16 protein-coding genes are annotated in these 15,804 nt (G+C 36.2%); 11 read left to right on the top strand and 5 right to left on the bottom strand.

Annotated elements, in window-relative coordinates; translation table 11 throughout:
• The first annotated feature begins 20 nt into the window (after positions 1 to 20).
• Complete coding sequence (locus QFZ31_RS07900; protein WP_307302257.1) at positions 21 to 2,144, top strand: glycoside hydrolase family 3 protein; 2,124 nt, start codon at positions 21 to 23, stop codon at positions 2,142 to 2,144.
• Positions 2,145 to 2,284: 140 nt separating this feature from the next.
• Positions 2,285 to 3,073, top strand: coding sequence for a DUF2935 domain-containing protein (locus QFZ31_RS07895; protein WP_307302256.1), 789 nt, complete (start codon positions 2,285 to 2,287; stop codon positions 3,071 to 3,073).
• 47 nt (positions 3,074 to 3,120) lie between these two features.
• On the opposite strand, the gene QFZ31_RS07890 is transcribed toward QFZ31_RS07895, so the two are convergent.
• Positions 3,121 to 3,558 (bottom strand): GreA/GreB family elongation factor, encoded by a 438-nt coding sequence (locus QFZ31_RS07890; protein ID WP_307302254.1) that lies wholly within the window; start codon positions 3,556 to 3,558, stop codon positions 3,121 to 3,123.
• A 370-nt stretch (positions 3,559 to 3,928) separates the two neighbouring features.
• On the bottom strand, positions 3,929 to 4,159 hold the full coding sequence (locus QFZ31_RS07885) for an ABC transporter (protein WP_307302252.1): 231 nt from the start codon (positions 4,157 to 4,159) through the stop codon (positions 3,929 to 3,931).
• 277 nt (positions 4,160 to 4,436) lie between these two features.
• On the opposite strand from QFZ31_RS07885, the gene QFZ31_RS07880 reads away from it, so the two are divergent.
• The 4 genes from QFZ31_RS07880 (at position 4,437) to QFZ31_RS07865 (ending at position 7,215) form a co-directional block, all read left to right on the top strand.
• Entirely contained in the window at positions 4,437 to 5,432 is a 996-nt protein-coding gene (locus tag QFZ31_RS07880) for a DUF3231 family protein (RefSeq protein WP_307302251.1), read from the top strand.
• 121 nt (positions 5,433 to 5,553) lie between these two features.
• Positions 5,554 to 5,718 carry a hypothetical protein gene (locus QFZ31_RS07875; RefSeq protein WP_307302250.1) on the top strand — a complete coding sequence of 55 codons (165 nt, stop codon included), beginning with the start codon at positions 5,554 to 5,556 and terminating at the stop codon, positions 5,716 to 5,718.
• Positions 5,719 to 5,825: 107 nt separating this feature from the next.
• Complete coding sequence (gene yyaC, locus QFZ31_RS07870; RefSeq protein ID WP_307302248.1) at positions 5,826 to 6,422, top strand: spore protease YyaC; 597 nt, start codon at positions 5,826 to 5,828, stop codon at positions 6,420 to 6,422.
• Between the two features lie 118 nt (positions 6,423 to 6,540).
• Positions 6,541 to 7,215: a GntR family transcriptional regulator gene (locus tag QFZ31_RS07865; protein WP_307302247.1), complete on the top strand. Its 675-nt coding sequence runs from the start codon at positions 6,541 to 6,543 to the stop codon at positions 7,213 to 7,215.
• Between the two features lie 45 nt (positions 7,216 to 7,260).
• On the opposite strand, the gene QFZ31_RS07860 is transcribed toward QFZ31_RS07865, so the two are convergent.
• Entirely contained in the window at positions 7,261 to 8,067 is an 807-nt protein-coding gene (locus QFZ31_RS07860; protein ID WP_307302245.1) for an aspartate dehydrogenase, read from the bottom strand.
• Between the two features lie 760 nt (positions 8,068 to 8,827).
• Between QFZ31_RS07860 and QFZ31_RS07855 the strand changes: the two genes are divergently transcribed.
• The gene (locus QFZ31_RS07855; RefSeq protein WP_307302243.1) at positions 8,828 to 10,276 is read left to right on the top strand and encodes a hypothetical protein; all 1,449 of its coding nucleotides are present in this window, start codon (positions 8,828 to 8,830) and stop codon (positions 10,274 to 10,276) included.
• A 160-nt stretch (positions 10,277 to 10,436) separates the two neighbouring features.
• Positions 10,437 to 11,123: an NAD(P)-binding domain-containing protein gene (locus QFZ31_RS07850; protein ID WP_307302242.1), complete on the top strand. Its 687-nt coding sequence runs from the start codon at positions 10,437 to 10,439 to the stop codon at positions 11,121 to 11,123.
• Positions 11,124 to 11,186: 63 nt separating this feature from the next.
• On the opposite strand, the gene QFZ31_RS07845 is transcribed toward QFZ31_RS07850, so the two are convergent.
• Positions 11,187 to 12,569 carry a hypothetical protein gene (locus tag QFZ31_RS07845; protein ID WP_307302240.1) on the bottom strand — a complete coding sequence of 461 codons (1,383 nt, stop codon included), beginning with the start codon at positions 12,567 to 12,569 and terminating at the stop codon, positions 11,187 to 11,189.
• A 430-nt stretch (positions 12,570 to 12,999) separates the two neighbouring features.
• Complete coding sequence (locus QFZ31_RS07840; protein ID WP_307302238.1) at positions 13,000 to 13,335, bottom strand: hypothetical protein; 336 nt, start codon at positions 13,333 to 13,335, stop codon at positions 13,000 to 13,002.
• Positions 13,336 to 13,590: 255 nt separating this feature from the next.
• Here QFZ31_RS07840 and QFZ31_RS07835 point away from each other — a divergent pair, with 255 nt between their 5' ends.
• The 3 genes from QFZ31_RS07835 (at position 13,591) to QFZ31_RS07825 (ending at position 15,720) form a co-directional block, all read left to right on the top strand.
• On the top strand, positions 13,591 to 13,920 hold the full coding sequence (locus QFZ31_RS07835) for a 2Fe-2S iron-sulfur cluster-binding protein (RefSeq protein ID WP_307302237.1): 330 nt from the start codon (positions 13,591 to 13,593) through the stop codon (positions 13,918 to 13,920).
• Between the two features lie 71 nt (positions 13,921 to 13,991).
• Positions 13,992 to 14,762 carry a creatininase family protein gene (locus QFZ31_RS07830; RefSeq protein WP_307302235.1) on the top strand — a complete coding sequence of 257 codons (771 nt, stop codon included), beginning with the start codon at positions 13,992 to 13,994 and terminating at the stop codon, positions 14,760 to 14,762.
• A gap of 226 nt (positions 14,763 to 14,988) precedes the next feature.
• Entirely contained in the window at positions 14,989 to 15,720 is a 732-nt protein-coding gene (locus QFZ31_RS07825; RefSeq protein ID WP_221827065.1) for a TenA family transcriptional regulator, read from the top strand.
• Positions 15,721 to 15,804 lie beyond the last annotated feature (84 nt).

The following is a 15,804-nucleotide window of genomic DNA, read 5'->3' as shown; positions in this document are numbered from 1 at the left end:
CAAGTTTAGGAGGCATTACATTGGAAAGTAACCAGAAACAACCGAATTTAGAGGTCAGAGTTAAAAATATCATCGAGGTCGATGGGTTAAAATTTAAAGATTTAAATAATAGCGGAAAACTAGAACCGTATAAAGATTGGCGCTTAAGTCCGGAGGAACGGGCTGAGAACCTAGTCTCCTTGATGAATATCGATGAAAAGATCGGTATGATGCTGATTAATACTCGTAAAATGGGTCTTTCTCAAGAAGATAAGACTAAGACAAGCCATGATGGAGTACTTGATGAAGCAATCGTTGAAAAAGGTGAAAACATCTTTGCGGTAGCAAAAATATATGGAACTACTCACACAATTGAAAATATGCATTTACGTCACTTTATTCATAGAGACAACCATAGTCCAGCTGAAATGGCAGAGTGGATCAATAAAATGAATGAAGTAGCCGAGGGTACTCGTCTTGGTATTCCTTGTTTAATCGCCTCCAATTCACGAAACGAAAATGGTGAATCCATCTTTGGGATGAACGATGCAGTTGGGATTTTTTCAACATGGCCAGGAACGTTAGGGCTTGCTGCTGCAGCAATGGGAGAGATCAAAAATGGCGGCGATGCATCACTGATTAGCGAATTTGCTAAAATTGCGCACGATGAGTGGGAAGCTACAGGGATAAGAAAAGGTTACATGTATATGGCTGATACCGCCACAGATCCTAGATGGCAGCGTACGTATGGTACATTTGGGGAAGATCCGGAATTTATTTCAGACGCCATTGGCCGTATTATTGACGGATTCCAAGGTAAGGAGTTAGGGAAAAACAGTATCGCCATGACAACGAAGCATTTTCCAGGCGGTGGTGCAAGGGAAAATGGATTTGATCCTCACTATGCAGAAGGAAAATGGAATCTGTACCCAACTCCAGGAAGCTTAGAAAAGTATCACTTACCGCCATTTAGAGCAGCGGTCGAACATAGAACTTCCTCCATTATGCCATATTACTCAATACCAAGTATAAGCAAAAGTGTCGTTCAAGAATTCGAGGGTGAAGACATTCCTTTTGAAGAGGTCGGCTTTACATTTAATCATTATTTCTTACAACGTATCCTTCGTGAAGGACTAGGTTTTAAGGGCTATATCAACAGTGATAGCGGTATCACAAATAAAATGAGCTGGGGCGTTGAAGATAAGAGCGAAGCAGAACGTTTTGCAAAAGCAATCAATGCCGGGACCGATCTTGTTGCCGATACCAATGATATCGAAAATTTGAAAATTGCAATTGAAAAAGGTTGGATTAGTGAAAAGCGTATTAATGAAGCAAATGTACGTCTTCTTACTGAAATGTTTACATTAGGAATATTTGATGATCGTACCTACGTTTCACCTGAAAATGCAACTGAAGTGGTTGGTACTCCAGCGCACTGGGAAGCTGCATACGAGGCACACAAGAAATCCGTAACCGTTCTTAAAAATTCAAATGAGACATTACCATTAACGGCTGATAAGCTTACGAATAAGAATGTTTATGTAGAAGTCTTCCATAAGGATCAAAAACTTGCAGCTACTTATACAGACCAAGCTAGGAAAGAATGTAAGGAAATTGGAGTTTTTACTTTAACGGAGAACCATGAGGAAGCAGATGTAGCGATTTTGTTCTTGCAGCCAAAATCCGGATCTTATTTCAATGCGACACCTGGACTGTTAGAACTTGAATTGTGCGAGAATAAAACGATTAAAGCTTTAGATGGCTCGGAGTATCAAGAAACGACTTTGAGTGAAATTGAACACCTAAAAGAAGTGTGTAATACGATTCGAAATCGTGGTGGTAAAGTTGTAATCAGTATAAATGTGACATTGCCATGGATTCTTGGAAATGCTGAACCATTAGCGGATGCATTGATTGCTGGTTACGATACCTTCTTTAAACCGCAATTTGAGGTAATCGCTGGTGAGTTCCAACCAGGTGGAGTCCTGCCGCTATCATTACCAGCAAGTGAAGAGGTAATTGCTGTCGATGAAAATGGTGATTGTGTGTCACCAAACGATGTACCAGGCTATGACAAGGACAAATATATGCCAGAAGGACTTTCCTATGCTTACAAAGACAGTGATGGAAATGTCTATAAGCTTGGTCATGGATTAACGTATTAATAAATTGATTTTCTTAAGCTAAGGCGAATGCCTTAGCTTTTTTTGTACACCCAAAAATGTTGATAAAGAAAATTAGGTAATAGGGACTAACAATCCATACATATATTTGGGAGGGAAGTGTATAGTTAAGGAGGGACAACATGGCAAACCCGATTGTTGCTCGGTCATTAGACGAAATTAAATTTTGGTCTCGGATTATGAAAGAGCATTCTTTATTTTTAAGTCTGGGGTTCACGTACGAACAGAAACAATTGATTGAAGAAGCCCAGCAGTTTATGGATTTATTCGAGCGGATTGAGGAGAAGCTTGCAAGATTTACAGTAAATTCGGATCTTCGTCAAGTTCAAGCTTTTAATACTGAGGTATATCAAGCAGCTGCAGCCATTTATGCATATAAAAGAAAGATATTAGATTTAACGCTGCGCTGTCAAATCAGACACAATAATTTCCCTTTATTAGTTGACCATATTAGCAGAGAGGCAGCGTATTTTGCGAATCGGTTAAAAGAATTAAATGAAGGAATATTAGCCCCGACACCAGATACGGTTATTCAAGAAAATGTATTTTTCTTAAAAATCATGGCTGACCACGCAAAGTTTATCGGACACCTTTTAGATCCTTCAGAAAGAAAATTAGTAGATCAGGCGAGAGAGTTTAGTAATGATTTTGATAAATTGTTGTTTCAGGCAGTAGATTTAGACTATATGCGGCCTCAATCTGAAACCAAACCATTGCTCGGTCAGTTTTTAAACCAAAATAAAGTATCCGTCGCTTCATTAAGGGATTTTAAGAAAACTGCAAGAGACTTAATCGAAGAATGTCGAATTAAGAGCATTATACATCCTCTCTTAGCTGACCATACATTTAGGGAAGCTTCAAGATTTATAGAAATCATAGAAATGTTTGAGGCTAGTCTTAGCGGAACGTAAATAAACGAAAGACCTTCCACCATTGGGGGAAGGTCTGTTTTCATTTCTTAGGCCTCTTTTGTCTTACTTCCATATTCTATTAGTTCGCCGACAAATGAAATTTCTTTAATGGTTACCAGTAGTTCTCCGGTTGGGATTTTTATGGATACCTTATCACCGAGATTCTTAAAAAGCAGCTGTCTGCCTACTGGAGATAAAAAGGAAATATAGCCCAAATCTGGATCTGACTGTTCTGGGTAACAAATTACATAATCCTCTGATTCATATTCATCATCATATAAAACCGTAACCTTTGTCCCGATAAAAACTTTTGGGAAATGTGAAATGAATTCATTTCGTTTATTTGTTTTTAATAACTCCTCAACTTCCATGACATATAAATTAAAAAAGTGTTTTAATCGTTCTTGGACAGGAGTGGAAGAAAGATAGAGATTTGTTAATTCCTTGATGTTTTTGTCTATATAATTTAACTGTTGAATTAACATAGTAATTCTTAGTGAGGTGTAGACTATGGTTCATAGTAGATAACCCCCAAACTTGGATTGAACTTTTTGCAAAACTTCATTGATTGTTTCATTAATAACTCCTCCTAAATATAAAAAATAAACCTTCCTTACAGAAAATAAGATAACTCACCGTAAAAGTGGGATTATCTGTATTCCTGTACAATAAAGGGTACAAGCCCCTTTATCTATTGGAAGATATTAGTTCCATTTTACCATATATCAACAGAAATAGCATGAATATCAATTATTGTTGAGAGGTTTAGAGAAAGGTGCAAAAATAATAAAAAACAGTCCCTTTAAAGAGACTGTTCGTAAAATAAAGTTTGGTTTATAAAACAGACACACTTTACTATTTATACTGGCGCCAAACTTTCTTAAAGATGAGTAAACCAAAAACAATGATAACCAGGAAGCTGATTAATCCAAATACGATGTTTAAAATAGGGGCAAGGGCACCTAAAGTCAGGAGACCAAGCAAAGTGGTAAAAACATTTAAAGTGACAAGCAGCAACCAAATAACACCTGTTAAAAATCCTAGGAAAAGTCCCAAAATGCCACAGGAAGAATGACCATTACTCATGTAATTCACCCCCTCACTATGGTGTTCAATATCATACTATGCAGGGGGTGAAAAGCATGTTTTACAAATCCAGTAAAAGGGGCGGAAAATAGGCGAGTAAGAGCTAGGTGATATATTAATGATGACAATATTGATGACACTAAAATGGTGACAGGCACCGCTCATGGACACTGTCCACCTCAGGCGGACAGTAGGATTTTAGATTGTAATTATAAAATGGAACATTAAATATCCTAACTCTAATTTGGGAATTCTAAAAGTTATGGAGGGATATGTCATGAATAATAAGGTAGAGATTGTTAAATTAACGAGTGCTGAGATATCAGCTCTTTGGACAGCCAGTGTAAATATCAGTGTAGTTTTCTGCATGGTGACTCACTTTATAGAAACCTGTAAAGATCCTGAGATTCTAACACTTTTAGAAGAAACGAAGCATTTGGCTGAGAAACATAAGAATCAGATTGAACAGTTATTTATACAGGAAAAAATGGTTATCCCTGAAGGTTTCAAGGTGGAGAAACATGTTGTCCCAAATGCAGCCAAACTTTTTTCCGATCTCTATTACATACAGTGTATCCTTCAAATGAGTAAATTTGGGGTTGCTTCGCATACTGCGGGTTTAACCGTTTCCGCGAGGGAAGATGTGCGAAAGTTATTTAATACCCTCATGGATGATGTGGCTCAGTTATACCATAATGCTGTAAGCAAAATGCAGGAAAAAGGAATTTATGTGCGAATGCCTTACATGAATTACCCAACAGAAATTGATTTCGTTAACAAAGAAAATTTTCTGACAGGCTGGCTAGGACGCAGACGTCCGCTATTAGGAATTGAGTGCACACATTTATTGATAAATGCTATCCAAAATGAAATGGGGATGCAAATGTGCACCGCGTTTTCACAAGTATCACAGGATCGTGAACTTCGTGAATATTTCCTTCGAGGAAAGAACTTGTGCAAACACATCTTAGGCTCCATTCATGATGTATTACAGGAAAGTGAAGTCCCCGCGGTCAACTCATGGGATTACGGCGTCACTGATTCAACGGTTGCTCCGTTTTCGGAACAATTAATGCTATATGTCATTGGGGTCCTTTCAAATCTAGGAATGGCAGCATACGGTGCTGGTTTAGGAACTACCATGCGCAGAGATATTAGCGCCATGTATGCAAATTTTATTACCAAAACCGGAACTTTTGGGGAAGATGGAATGAATTTAATGATTGAAAGAAAATGGCTGGAGCAGCCTCCTCAATTTGAAGCTGCGAAATGAATAACAAACATGAGTAAAAGAGCAGTTTTCGACTGCTCTTTTCTTGTGTCAATCGAGAACGGTCTGTAAAATATTTATCAACCACACAGACTGAGGTATGTAAATGAAGAGGTATAGATTAATGAAAGATTACAAAGATATTTATAAGAAAGGAACCACTTTCTTTGTTATATCGGAATCAGAGTTTATTGGCGTAAAAGAGTTTGTTTTACAGACCCAAAATTTAGATGGGAAAATCATTCTATCTGAAAAGGAACTGAACTATTTCTTTAGGCAAATATTTTAAAATCTATTGGAATTATTTGAAACTTCATTCTTGGTAATCCGTATTTATCTTGTGTTCAATTATCAATTTCGACTCTCTATGCAATGATAATCGAGGAGTTGGATAAAATGTGGTCTTTTTTTCGTTATATGAAAAGGAATGACGAGAAAGAAAATTCAAAAATAATGTCCGTTCAGAAAAACTCCAAAGAATCGGAGATTGAAAAAATTTCAAATAAACTTAAGGAAGTACTTAGCCAAACGTCTAAGGAAATAATTTTTTTGTGCGTTGGATCAGACAGGTCTACAGGTGATTCACTCGGGCCGTTGGTTGGAACCATGCTAAAGGAAAAGAATATTCCATTTCCAGTTTACGGAACATTAAAGGAGCCTGTTCATGCATTAAATATAAAGAAAGTGTTGAAAGAAATCCATGAAAAATATAGGGAAGCTTTTATTTTTGGAATTGATGCCTCCTTGGGGGATGAAGGTCAAATAGGGTATATTTTTTTAAAAGAAGGCCCCTTTATTCCAGGAAATGCTGTTAATAAGGTTTTACCGAGTGTAGGTAATTACCATATGAAGGCAATCGTAAATTATCTTGATCCATCCTCCCCAGTACAGTCGTTAAATAATACGCGTTTGTATACAGTTACGATTCTTGCAGAAATAATAACAGAAATTATCACTAGGGCTGTTTATGACAATAGAGAATCTTCAAAATGAGTATTTCTTAGAGGAAGAAGAGTGATCTGAATAGGGGAAATATACCTAAAAATTGCTGTTTTTAAAGTAGATACGATATAATTGGTATAAAGTATACCGGTAGGAAGAAGGAGGAAAAATGGTAAGTAACTGGACGGAGGATAATCTTATCTCGATTAGAGAAAGGGTTTATATCCACATTAAAGATCTAATTTTAGAAGGGGAATTCAAAGCAGGCGATCGATTAGTGGAAAGGGAACTGGCCGAAAGATTAAACATTAGTCGAACTCCCATTCGTGAAGCATTATTTCGCTTAGAATCACAAGGGTTTGTTAAGACCGTCCCTAGAAAGGGTGTTATTGTAGCAGACATCTCTGAGAAAGAAATCATTGAGGTGTTTACGATTCTTTCATCCCTTGAGGTATTGGCTGCTAAATTAGCTGTTCAAAAGTTGGATGATGAAACAAAAGGTCAATTTGTTGCTTGCATTAAAAAAGTGGAAGCTTGCTTGCAGGATAAAAGAGAATCTGATTACTCAGATTTACACTTCGAGATGAATCATTTACTATATAGTTCTGCAAAGAATTCTAAACTTTATGAAATTTTAAGTGGATTATCAGATTATATAAAAGCTTTTGCAAAGCTGGGATATAAACAAACGGGAAGAGCAGAACAGTCTATGGAAGAGCATATAAGAATTATGGAAGCCATCGTGAATCAAGAAACTGAGATGGCGGAATATTTAACAAAAATTCATATTGAAAATTCTCGAAAAGCCTACATTGAATCTGTTAAAAAGGGCGATAAAAAATAATCATCATAGGAGAAAGAGTTGGCTCGAGCTCTTTCTCCTTATCATTTAAACTCCGATTACGATGGATGATGTTAGATTTTTCAACACTTTCGCAACGCTCATCGCTACAATGGGACTTGATTTAGGATTTTGTTTGTATGGTTCATTTTGAACAGAAATCTCAATTTCTCCAAAATAGCCCTTTGCCTTAATCGTGTGAATATTACGCTTAATAGTTGGATCTATGTAAACTTGAACGTTTGTTTTATCGAATCCGATTCCAGCAAGACTTAATGTGGCGGAAACGTTAACATTTTCAGGAAATAATTTAGCTGCATTTCGGGCATTACCATCAAAGATACAAAAGGGCTCAGTAATACTTTCAAGGTTAACTTTTTCTTCCGCAATCGTCCCGTACCAACTTTTTACAGGTTTCCTCGTAATAAGGGTTATCCCTTCAATTTCACCTAAAGCCCCAGCAGCAATTCTATCTAAACCACCAATAGCAGCAGAAGGAAGCAGAATTTGTTTATTATTTTCTTGGGCTGCTTTTTGTAACGTATTCAGAAACTCATTATCGGATAACGCTCCCACCGAAATAATCAGCAAATGACTCCCGCTAGCCAAGGCCTTTTCCCCATATAATTGTAAGGCATGATGACCTGCAGCTTCGATAACTATGTCTAAATCTTGATTGAAAAAAATTTCCTCATTGTTAGTGATAGAAAAACTTTGCTTCAACAAGTCCTCAGTTCGATCTGGATTTCTGACCAGAACACTTTTTAGTTCGATGTTTCCGGCTTGTTGTGATTGAATTAACTCGGCAATACTCTTTCCAATTGTTCCATAACCAATGATTCCTGCTTTAAGCATTTTTAATCCACCTCAATTATTTTATTTTTCTAACCGAAAAACAGGTAATCAATAATGATACCAAAGCTCTGGGGTACAGCTAAAAGAAGTTTAATATTTTCTAATTTTGTTTAGATAGAAACGTTTCCAACATTAACGCAGTTAAAAACAATGTTAGATTTCTTCACAACTTTCTGGTGATTACTATTATTACATGCTATCGTAAATGTAATAAATGGTAGATAGAGAGTAAAACTTCAGAATAGAAGGGAGAATTGAAAAATGTTGCATGGATTATTTGGTATACGATATACCGTTTTTATCTCTATTTTACCGAAAGCTTTTAAGATTAGCAATATAGTATTTAAAAAATACAAAAATATCAAAATATTTAAAATTGTTTGCATGTTACCATTAATGATGTTATTATGATTTACAAGGTGGGTTTAGGGAAAATGAGGAGGTGGCTTACCGGTTAAATAAATTATGAAAGCGTTATCTTAAATTATTGAGGATCCTTCGTGAGAAATCAACAGCAGATTTTGGTAGGGACTTATTATTCTTTTAAAAAGTTGAAAAATTTTTTATTTCATCTTGGTATACAATCTACAATATGCAATATACGACTATTGCAATATGACAAGAGTTAATGAATCCATTGTAATTGAGGTAATACATAATTAGCATGCATAAAATACCTCAGCTACTTTGTAAAGCTAAGATAACTTGTTGTTCAAAAAGGAACCTAGATCTAAACAATGTTGAGAGCCGGAGGGGAAATATGGAATTAACATTAGCTCATTGGGTATATCTATTTGTCACTGTAGCCGTTATTGTTATCATGCTCTTTAGAAAAGGTATTGTTTTACCTCTTATTATTGGTACATTTGTAATAGCTGCAGTTTATAAAGGGAGTTTTATAGCGGGGTTTCAAGCTGTCTTTAACGCAAATCTCGTTGCAGCTAAAGAGCTATTCAGTATTTTCTTAATTATATCTATTATGATAGGCCTCCTTAATTCTTTAAAGGATCTAGGGGCGGATAAAAAGATGGTCGTACCTATCCAAAAAATAATGGTAAACGGTCATATTTCTTATCTCGTATTAATGGTCACAACCTATGTAATTTCCCTCTTTTTCTGGCCAACGCCAGCTGTTCCACTCATTTGTGCTTTGTTAGTTCCAGCTGCAGTGAGTGCGGGATTACCCGTCATGACATCAGCAATGGTAATTTGTATCGCAGGTCAGGGAATGGCACTTTCATCAGATTATATTATGCAAGTGGCGCCTATGCTTAGTGCAAAAGCGGCAGGAATTGATAAAGCTTTAGTTTCAGACAAGGCATTCATTCTTTCTCTCATTACCGGTATAAGTTCTTTAGCGATTGTGTATGTAACGCATCGAAAAGCAATTACCAAAAAATCTGGATCTGTAACTGACGTAAATAATGAAGCAAAAGCAATCTTTGAAGTGAACCAGGAGCTTGCTGCAACAATTGAAGAGAGTGCTAAAATTCTCCAGATAAAAAATAAATGGGGTAAAATATTTGCTATCATTGTGCCTTTAGCGATGTTGGCTGTTATGATTTTTATGTTCCAGACCAAAATTGGTAATGGAGCAGGGTTTGAGGGTGGAGACGGTGCAGCATTTATTGGCGGGGTTGCGACGATCCTATTAGTATTGGCGACTATTGCTTTCAACCGTATTCATGCACTCGAAAAAATAAGTGAGCATCTTACCGAAGGTTTTGTTTTCGCATTTCGTGCAATGGCTCCCGTGATTCCCATTGCAGGTTACTTCTTTATGGGTAGTGGTGATTTTTCTGCGTCAATCCTTTCTTTAGGTGAGGATGCTGCAAAACCCGCATTTCTATTTGACTTAATCCAAGCAGGCCAAAATTATATACCGCAAAGTCCTTCTATTGCAGCGTTTAGTATTTTGATAATTGGAATTATTACAGGGTTAGATGGATCTGGATTTGCTGGGCTTCCATTAACAGGTGCGTTGTCTGGTGCGATTGCTCCTGGTAGTAACATAGATCCTGGTACCTTGGCAGCTATTGGACAGATGGGTGCGGTTTGGAGCGGTGGAGGAACACTTATTGCCTGGTCATCTCTTGTAGCAGTAGCCGGCTTCCTGCAAGTCTCACCATTAGAATTAGCCAGAAAGAACTTCTTCCCGGTGGTAACTGGGCTAGTCATTGCAACTATTTGTGCAGTATTAATTTGGTAATATAGGTTTTGATTTATTTTTTATTATAGTTTCTAGTTAATATCGGGCTATTCCAAAAGTCAGTTTAAAACTGCTTTTTGGAATAGCTTTATTTTTTCATTACAGATTGTTATTTTGGAAAGATGGAAGACATAATATGACCTGAAGAGAGGGGATTAAGATGAAACAAGAAAAGATAGGTTTAATTGGTATTGGTAAACTCGGTACGGCGATGATGACTCATTGGGATAAACAAGGAATCTCAATAGGGGTTTACCACCCTGTGAAATCAAAAGCAGAACAATTTGTTCAAAATTTTCAACATGGTTATATCTTGATGGAAAGCGAACGAACGGAAGTAGATGTCCTAATTCTAGCACTGCCGGCTATAGAGGTTATCCCATTTATTTCAAGTTTAAAGATTCATAGCAATTTACAGCAGTCACCTGATATTATCAATATGGCTACAAACCTCCATACTAACGAAGTTAAAAGCAAATTTCCATCCTTAAACGTTCATGGTGTGAAGTATATGGGTCATGGAAGAGACTTATTGGAACATGGAAATGGCCTATTTATAACAGAAGCTTCTCTACCTAATAAAATAGCGGAAATTTTTCAGTTTCTTGGAAAGGTAATAATAGATAGTGAGAATTGTTTAACAGAGGTAAATAAATTAGCGACTTATTTCGCATTAAAAACAGCGATAGATTTGGAGTCTGAATATACAAAAAGAGGATTATCACCAGAATATCTTAAAAGAGCGTTAACATCCCTTGCACCTGAGGTAATCCGGTCCTATAGTAACGGGACCCTGGGTCACTTTGCAAAGGAAATAATAAAAGAAATTCAGTCAGAAAAAGAATAAATGAATCGAAAAAACCAGGATCTGCTTTCCCAGTTCCTGGTTTTCCATATTTTATAGTCCATGTTAGACAGTAAATACTTGCAAAAGAAAGAGGTAAAGCATAACAATGCCGATATATATTGTCGCAAAAGAAGTATTCCAATTTGATACTTTATAAGATGTATCTTTCACTAGATTTGACATCAGACCTAATGTGGCATTATAAGGACCTACTAGGAAGGAAGATACCGCTCCAGCCAACATAGCTACTGTTAGAATGTGTGGATTAAGTCCTAGTTCAGATATATCCAATCCTCCTGTCATAAGTGCTAGGGAAACGGCAGGATGAAGACCTAAAAAGGCAAAAGCTAAAGGTACCAAGGGAAGTAAGATCATAAAGATTTCCACACCAGCCACCTGAATAAATTTCATTATCCAGTCATTTAACCATACATCGGTATGGGAGATATTGATCGTCGATATAAAAAATCCAGCTGATAGAAAAATAAAAAATTGATCTTTCATAGTGATAGAAAAGGCTTGAAAATGCTTTAGTAATTGATTGCCAAAATCTTTTCCTTTTTTTAGGAATAGAGACCAAGTAAATGCAAATGGAATCACAATTAATGAAACTAGGATTAAAAAGGAATAATGAAACATTGACTCAGCTAAGGAAATGGCTGTAATAAAAATAATGATTGCCAAGAAGATTTGTAAGATTCTCCTAGGTGAATTGATTTGACCGGGTTCAATCGTTGCTGCAGTTTCGTGAGCAGTAATGTCTTGAATAGAAGGAAGCATTTTTTTTGATTTGCGCGCTCCAATGAACCAATCCATCCCTAAGCCTAAAATGCTTAGTGGTACAACAAAAGGTAAAATCGATATCCAGCTTACGTCGGTTACAGAAATAACTATCCCGACAATAGGTGTAACAGGAGCCCACAATAATGGCATCGCAAAACCTCTGGTAATCGCTCTACTCATGAACCGTTCTTTATTCTCGACTGAAAACAGGTTCAATGCTGGACGAATGGAGTAATATGCCATTGGCAACGTTGCAAGATTCATAAAAATACTAAAGAAATAGGAAATACCTGAAGTGATCATATACAACTGACCAGAATTATTTATCCTTTTTTGAATAATTGTTTGTATGCCACCGCTATATCCGCCTAATTTGATGGGAATACCTAATATAGGAACCAATGTAAACAAAGTAATCAAGTCTAGCATGGGTCCAAAAGATAATATGTAATGGTGCCAATGTGATCCACTTTTCCAAAGCAGCAACACACCAAGGAGCAGAAAAGTGCTGCCCAGTAGTTTAACAGAGCGTTTAGCTAGGATAAATGTAGATAATACAATAATAAAACATAGAATCGATAGCAGGACGCTAAAATCAAGTTGAGGTAACAAAGTAGATAATAAATACATAAAAATAACTAGTAATAATAAAAATCTTAACATAGCAACACCCTGCTTTTTAGTATTTGTTCCATTTACTAATCTTGTAATCTATACTATCTTGGTATACCAAATCAATGATTTGTTCACCATTTATACATATTATACAATAAAACATTGGTATTTAGTATACAATTATGTTGTAATTTTCTCAATACGATAATACAATATGAGTAAGAAGGAACAGAAAAACTAGGAGGTAATGGGGATGTTTAATTTTCTATTTGGCTCAAAGAAAGCTTTGGAAAAAGCTGAAAAGAAGTTAGCACGGCTTAGAAAAACATTAAATTTTTAACTTTCCCATATCAATAAAAAGAACCGTCACTCGCGTAGTGGCGGTTTTTGTTGTAGTGAAAAATAAGCAAAATAAAAACCGGAAGTGATAGGGGTATGCTCCGGTTTTTACATGATCAATGTATGAAATTCGTTTAGCTTATAACACTGCTTCTGCTGTTTTTACCAGCTTTGAATGAATGGAATCTTCACTATTCCCTGAGGCTTTTACAATTTCATTTAATTCTTCTCGTGCAGCTTCAATTGTTTCAAATCTTTCGAAGAACTTCACAGCAATGTGGTTTACATATTCTTTACCTTCATATTCTTCAAATAATTGAATCTTAATATTTTCATCAATCACTTTTGCAATGGTGTATTTGGCTTTTAATTTTTCAAAGAAATAAAAGTCATATGTTTCAACTACCTGTAACCCTTCGTTTTCAAGGATGGTTTGAAACGTATCTTTATTCGTCAAAACAATATAGTTACCCATTTACAACACTCCCTTTTATTATTCGATTTAATAGTATTAGAATCGTAGGAATAAATAGTTGAAATCATCACCTCTCAACTTTGATATATTGTATACCAAATACCTTATGAGTAGTTTATCTCAAGTTGTCAATTTGTTCAATCCTAAATTTTAATTTTTTAAAAAATTATAAAAACTTCTTTTCTTTCTATGTAAAATGATTGTATAATTCAGAAAAGTATTAAAATACTGCTCTATATCGAAAGGGGATATGTTATGCCAAAGGTAATTCTTCATGTCGATGGAACTGTTGTCGAACAGCAAGTAAAGGATAATGCGAATCTAGTAGTTTTAGCAGGTATACGACAATTTCCTCAATTAAAGTATGGTTGTGGAATGGGACGATGTACGAAGTGTACTTGCCGCGTGATCAGTGGTGGAGAATCCATCGCACCACCGAATTGGAAAGAAATTAAAATGTTAGGTGACAGGGTAGAGGAAGGCTATCGCTTAACCTGCCAATTAACCATTGAACAAGATATAGAAATTTCTCAAGAAAACATTTCGATTCAGCCGCCAAAGAAGCAATCTGCTACACAAATATAGCAGATCATTTTTATACAATTAGTTGGTATACAAAAAACCTAATGGAATAAAGTTATTGTGAGGGGATTTAATTGGATTGTTATAACCTAACAAAAATGACGTGGCAGGAAGTAGATGAATCCTTAAAGACTGTTAAGTTTGCGATTATTCCCATTGGAGCCCATGAACAACATGGTCCTCATATGGCAGAAAGCTGTGATGCTGTATTAGCTGAAAGGATGGCCGAAAAGCTTGGTCAAAAAATGTTTCCGTATGCGTGGGTTACTCCAGCCATAAATATGGGAGTTTCGCCACACCATTTGAACTTTCCTGGAACCATTTCGCTGGAGCCTAATACATTGATTGCAATTCTAAGGGATATGATCTCGTCCCTAAGTCATCATGGAATCAAGCAATTTTTATTGCTAAATTCACATGGTGGTAATCAAACTACCTTAAATGTTGCATCAATGACCCTGACAAGGGAATTGAATGTAGACATTTACTATGCGAAAACCACCGCATCGGCTAAAAAAACAATTGGAAGTCTCATCACATCCCCTTTGTTTGGGCACAGTTGTGAAAGAGAAGTTTCAGAAGCATTGTATTTAGCTCCAGAGCTTGTTAGGCTTGATCAACTTGAGAAAGGAGATATTCAAGAAAATGGAAGATGGAAGCAGCTAAGACCTGGAAAGGCTATACAAGGTTTTTATTTTTATGAAGAAATGACCCAAAATGGTTGTATTGGTGATGCCACAAAAGCAAGTTGGGAATTGGGTCAGCAGATCGTGGAGGAAGCCTTGGAGAATCTCTCTAAGGAAATCAACAATCTATTAAATCTGAATATGGATGTTTATATATAAAAACATACTTTTAATCAATTAGTTGATTGATAGTTTAAAAAATTCTAAAAATTTTGTTTACAAATAAAAAATAATAGGTTAATATTTTATTAAGGTATACCAAATACAAAAGTTAAGTTCTATAGAGAGTGATTTCATTACAATCTATATTTTTTTAAAGTAATTTGGTATACAAAATATCAAATACAAAAAGGCAAAAGATGCCCAGGAAACAGGAGGAGTAAATATGACAGAATTATTATCAAAAGACGAATTTCGTAAAGAATTAGAAGAAGCAATTAAAGGTAATCATAGCCAGAAGGCTCCATTTACAGTCGCTTGGGCTGAAGGAAAACTTGAAAGAAAACACTTTGCTAGATGGGCAGAAAATCACTACCACTACGTAGGACCTTTCGCAGATTACCTAGCGTATATCTATCACAATACTCCAAGCGATCCGAAATTTGCAGCTGCTAAAGACTTTACATTACAAAACATGTATGAAGAGGAAATTGCAGCAGATCGTCATACAGATTTATTGATTCGTTTTGCTGAAGCATGTGGCACGACTGCTGAACGAGTCATTAACCCAGATAATATGGCACCGACAACTTTAGGTCTTCAAAGCTGGTGCTTCGCAGTAGCTGCACGTGAACACTTCGTTGTTGCAACAGCTGCTTTAGTAGTGGGGTTAGAATCTCAAGTACCTGATATCTATAGAAAGCAAACACCAGCATTACGTGCTCAATACGGATTTACAGATGAAGAAATTGAATTCTTCGACTTACACATTGTTTCAGATGAAATTCATGGTGAACGTGGATATAAGATTGTTCTTGACCACGCTGATACTCCAGAATTACAACAGCGCTGCCTCGAAATCGTTAGAGTTGGTGCTAAAATGCGCCGCATGTACATGGATGGTTTATGGAGAGAGTATCTTGAGCAAGACTTAGGGTCTTTAGTTCAAACCAACTAAAATACTTAGTTTCATACAAATAGATTGGATTTCCAAAGGATAAATGTCCTTTAAAGAATCTATCTTTCCTGGCCGTCATAATAA

The sequence above is a fragment of the Neobacillus niacini genome (assembly GCF_030817595.1).
Lineage (GTDB): Bacteria > Bacillota > Bacilli > Bacillales > Cytobacillaceae > Neobacillus > Neobacillus niacini_G.
Note: the sequence above shows the minus strand (reverse complement) of the source record. Positions and strands in the feature narration are given on the sequence as shown.

Excerpts from the sequence above, each read along its gene's own strand:
- QFZ31_RS07855 (WP_307302243.1), top strand. The coding sequence starts at position 8,828 with ATGGAATTAACATTAGCTCATTGGGTATATCTATTTGTCACTGTAGCC.
- QFZ31_RS07875 (WP_307302250.1), top strand. The coding sequence starts at position 5,554 with ATGAAAGATTACAAAGATATTTATAAGAAAGGAACCACTTTCTTTGTT.
- QFZ31_RS07885 (WP_307302252.1), bottom strand. The coding sequence starts at position 4,159 with ATGAGTAATGGTCATTCTTCCTGTGGCATTTTGGGACTTTTCCTAGGA.
- yyaC (WP_307302248.1), top strand. The coding sequence starts at position 5,826 with ATGTGGTCTTTTTTTCGTTATATGAAAAGGAATGACGAGAAAGAAAAT.
- QFZ31_RS07825 (WP_221827065.1), top strand. The coding sequence starts at position 14,989 with ATGACAGAATTATTATCAAAAGACGAATTTCGTAAAGAATTAGAAGAA.
- QFZ31_RS07865 (WP_307302247.1), top strand. The coding sequence starts at position 6,541 with ATGGTAAGTAACTGGACGGAGGATAATCTTATCTCGATTAGAGAAAGG.
- QFZ31_RS07850 (WP_307302242.1), top strand. The coding sequence starts at position 10,437 with ATGAAACAAGAAAAGATAGGTTTAATTGGTATTGGTAAACTCGGTACG.
- QFZ31_RS07895 (WP_307302256.1), top strand. The coding sequence starts at position 2,285 with ATGGCAAACCCGATTGTTGCTCGGTCATTAGACGAAATTAAATTTTGG.
- QFZ31_RS07860 (WP_307302245.1), bottom strand. The coding sequence starts at position 8,067 with ATGCTTAAAGCAGGAATCATTGGTTATGGAACAATTGGAAAGAGTATT.
- QFZ31_RS07880 (WP_307302251.1), top strand. The coding sequence starts at position 4,437 with ATGAATAATAAGGTAGAGATTGTTAAATTAACGAGTGCTGAGATATCA.
- QFZ31_RS07845 (WP_307302240.1), bottom strand. The coding sequence starts at position 12,569 with ATGTTAAGATTTTTATTATTACTAGTTATTTTTATGTATTTATTATCT.
- QFZ31_RS07840 (WP_307302238.1), bottom strand. The coding sequence starts at position 13,335 with ATGGGTAACTATATTGTTTTGACGAATAAAGATACGTTTCAAACCATC.
- QFZ31_RS07890 (WP_307302254.1), bottom strand. The coding sequence starts at position 3,558 with ATGTTAATTCAACAGTTAAATTATATAGACAAAAACATCAAGGAATTA.
- QFZ31_RS07835 (WP_307302237.1), top strand. The coding sequence starts at position 13,591 with ATGCCAAAGGTAATTCTTCATGTCGATGGAACTGTTGTCGAACAGCAA.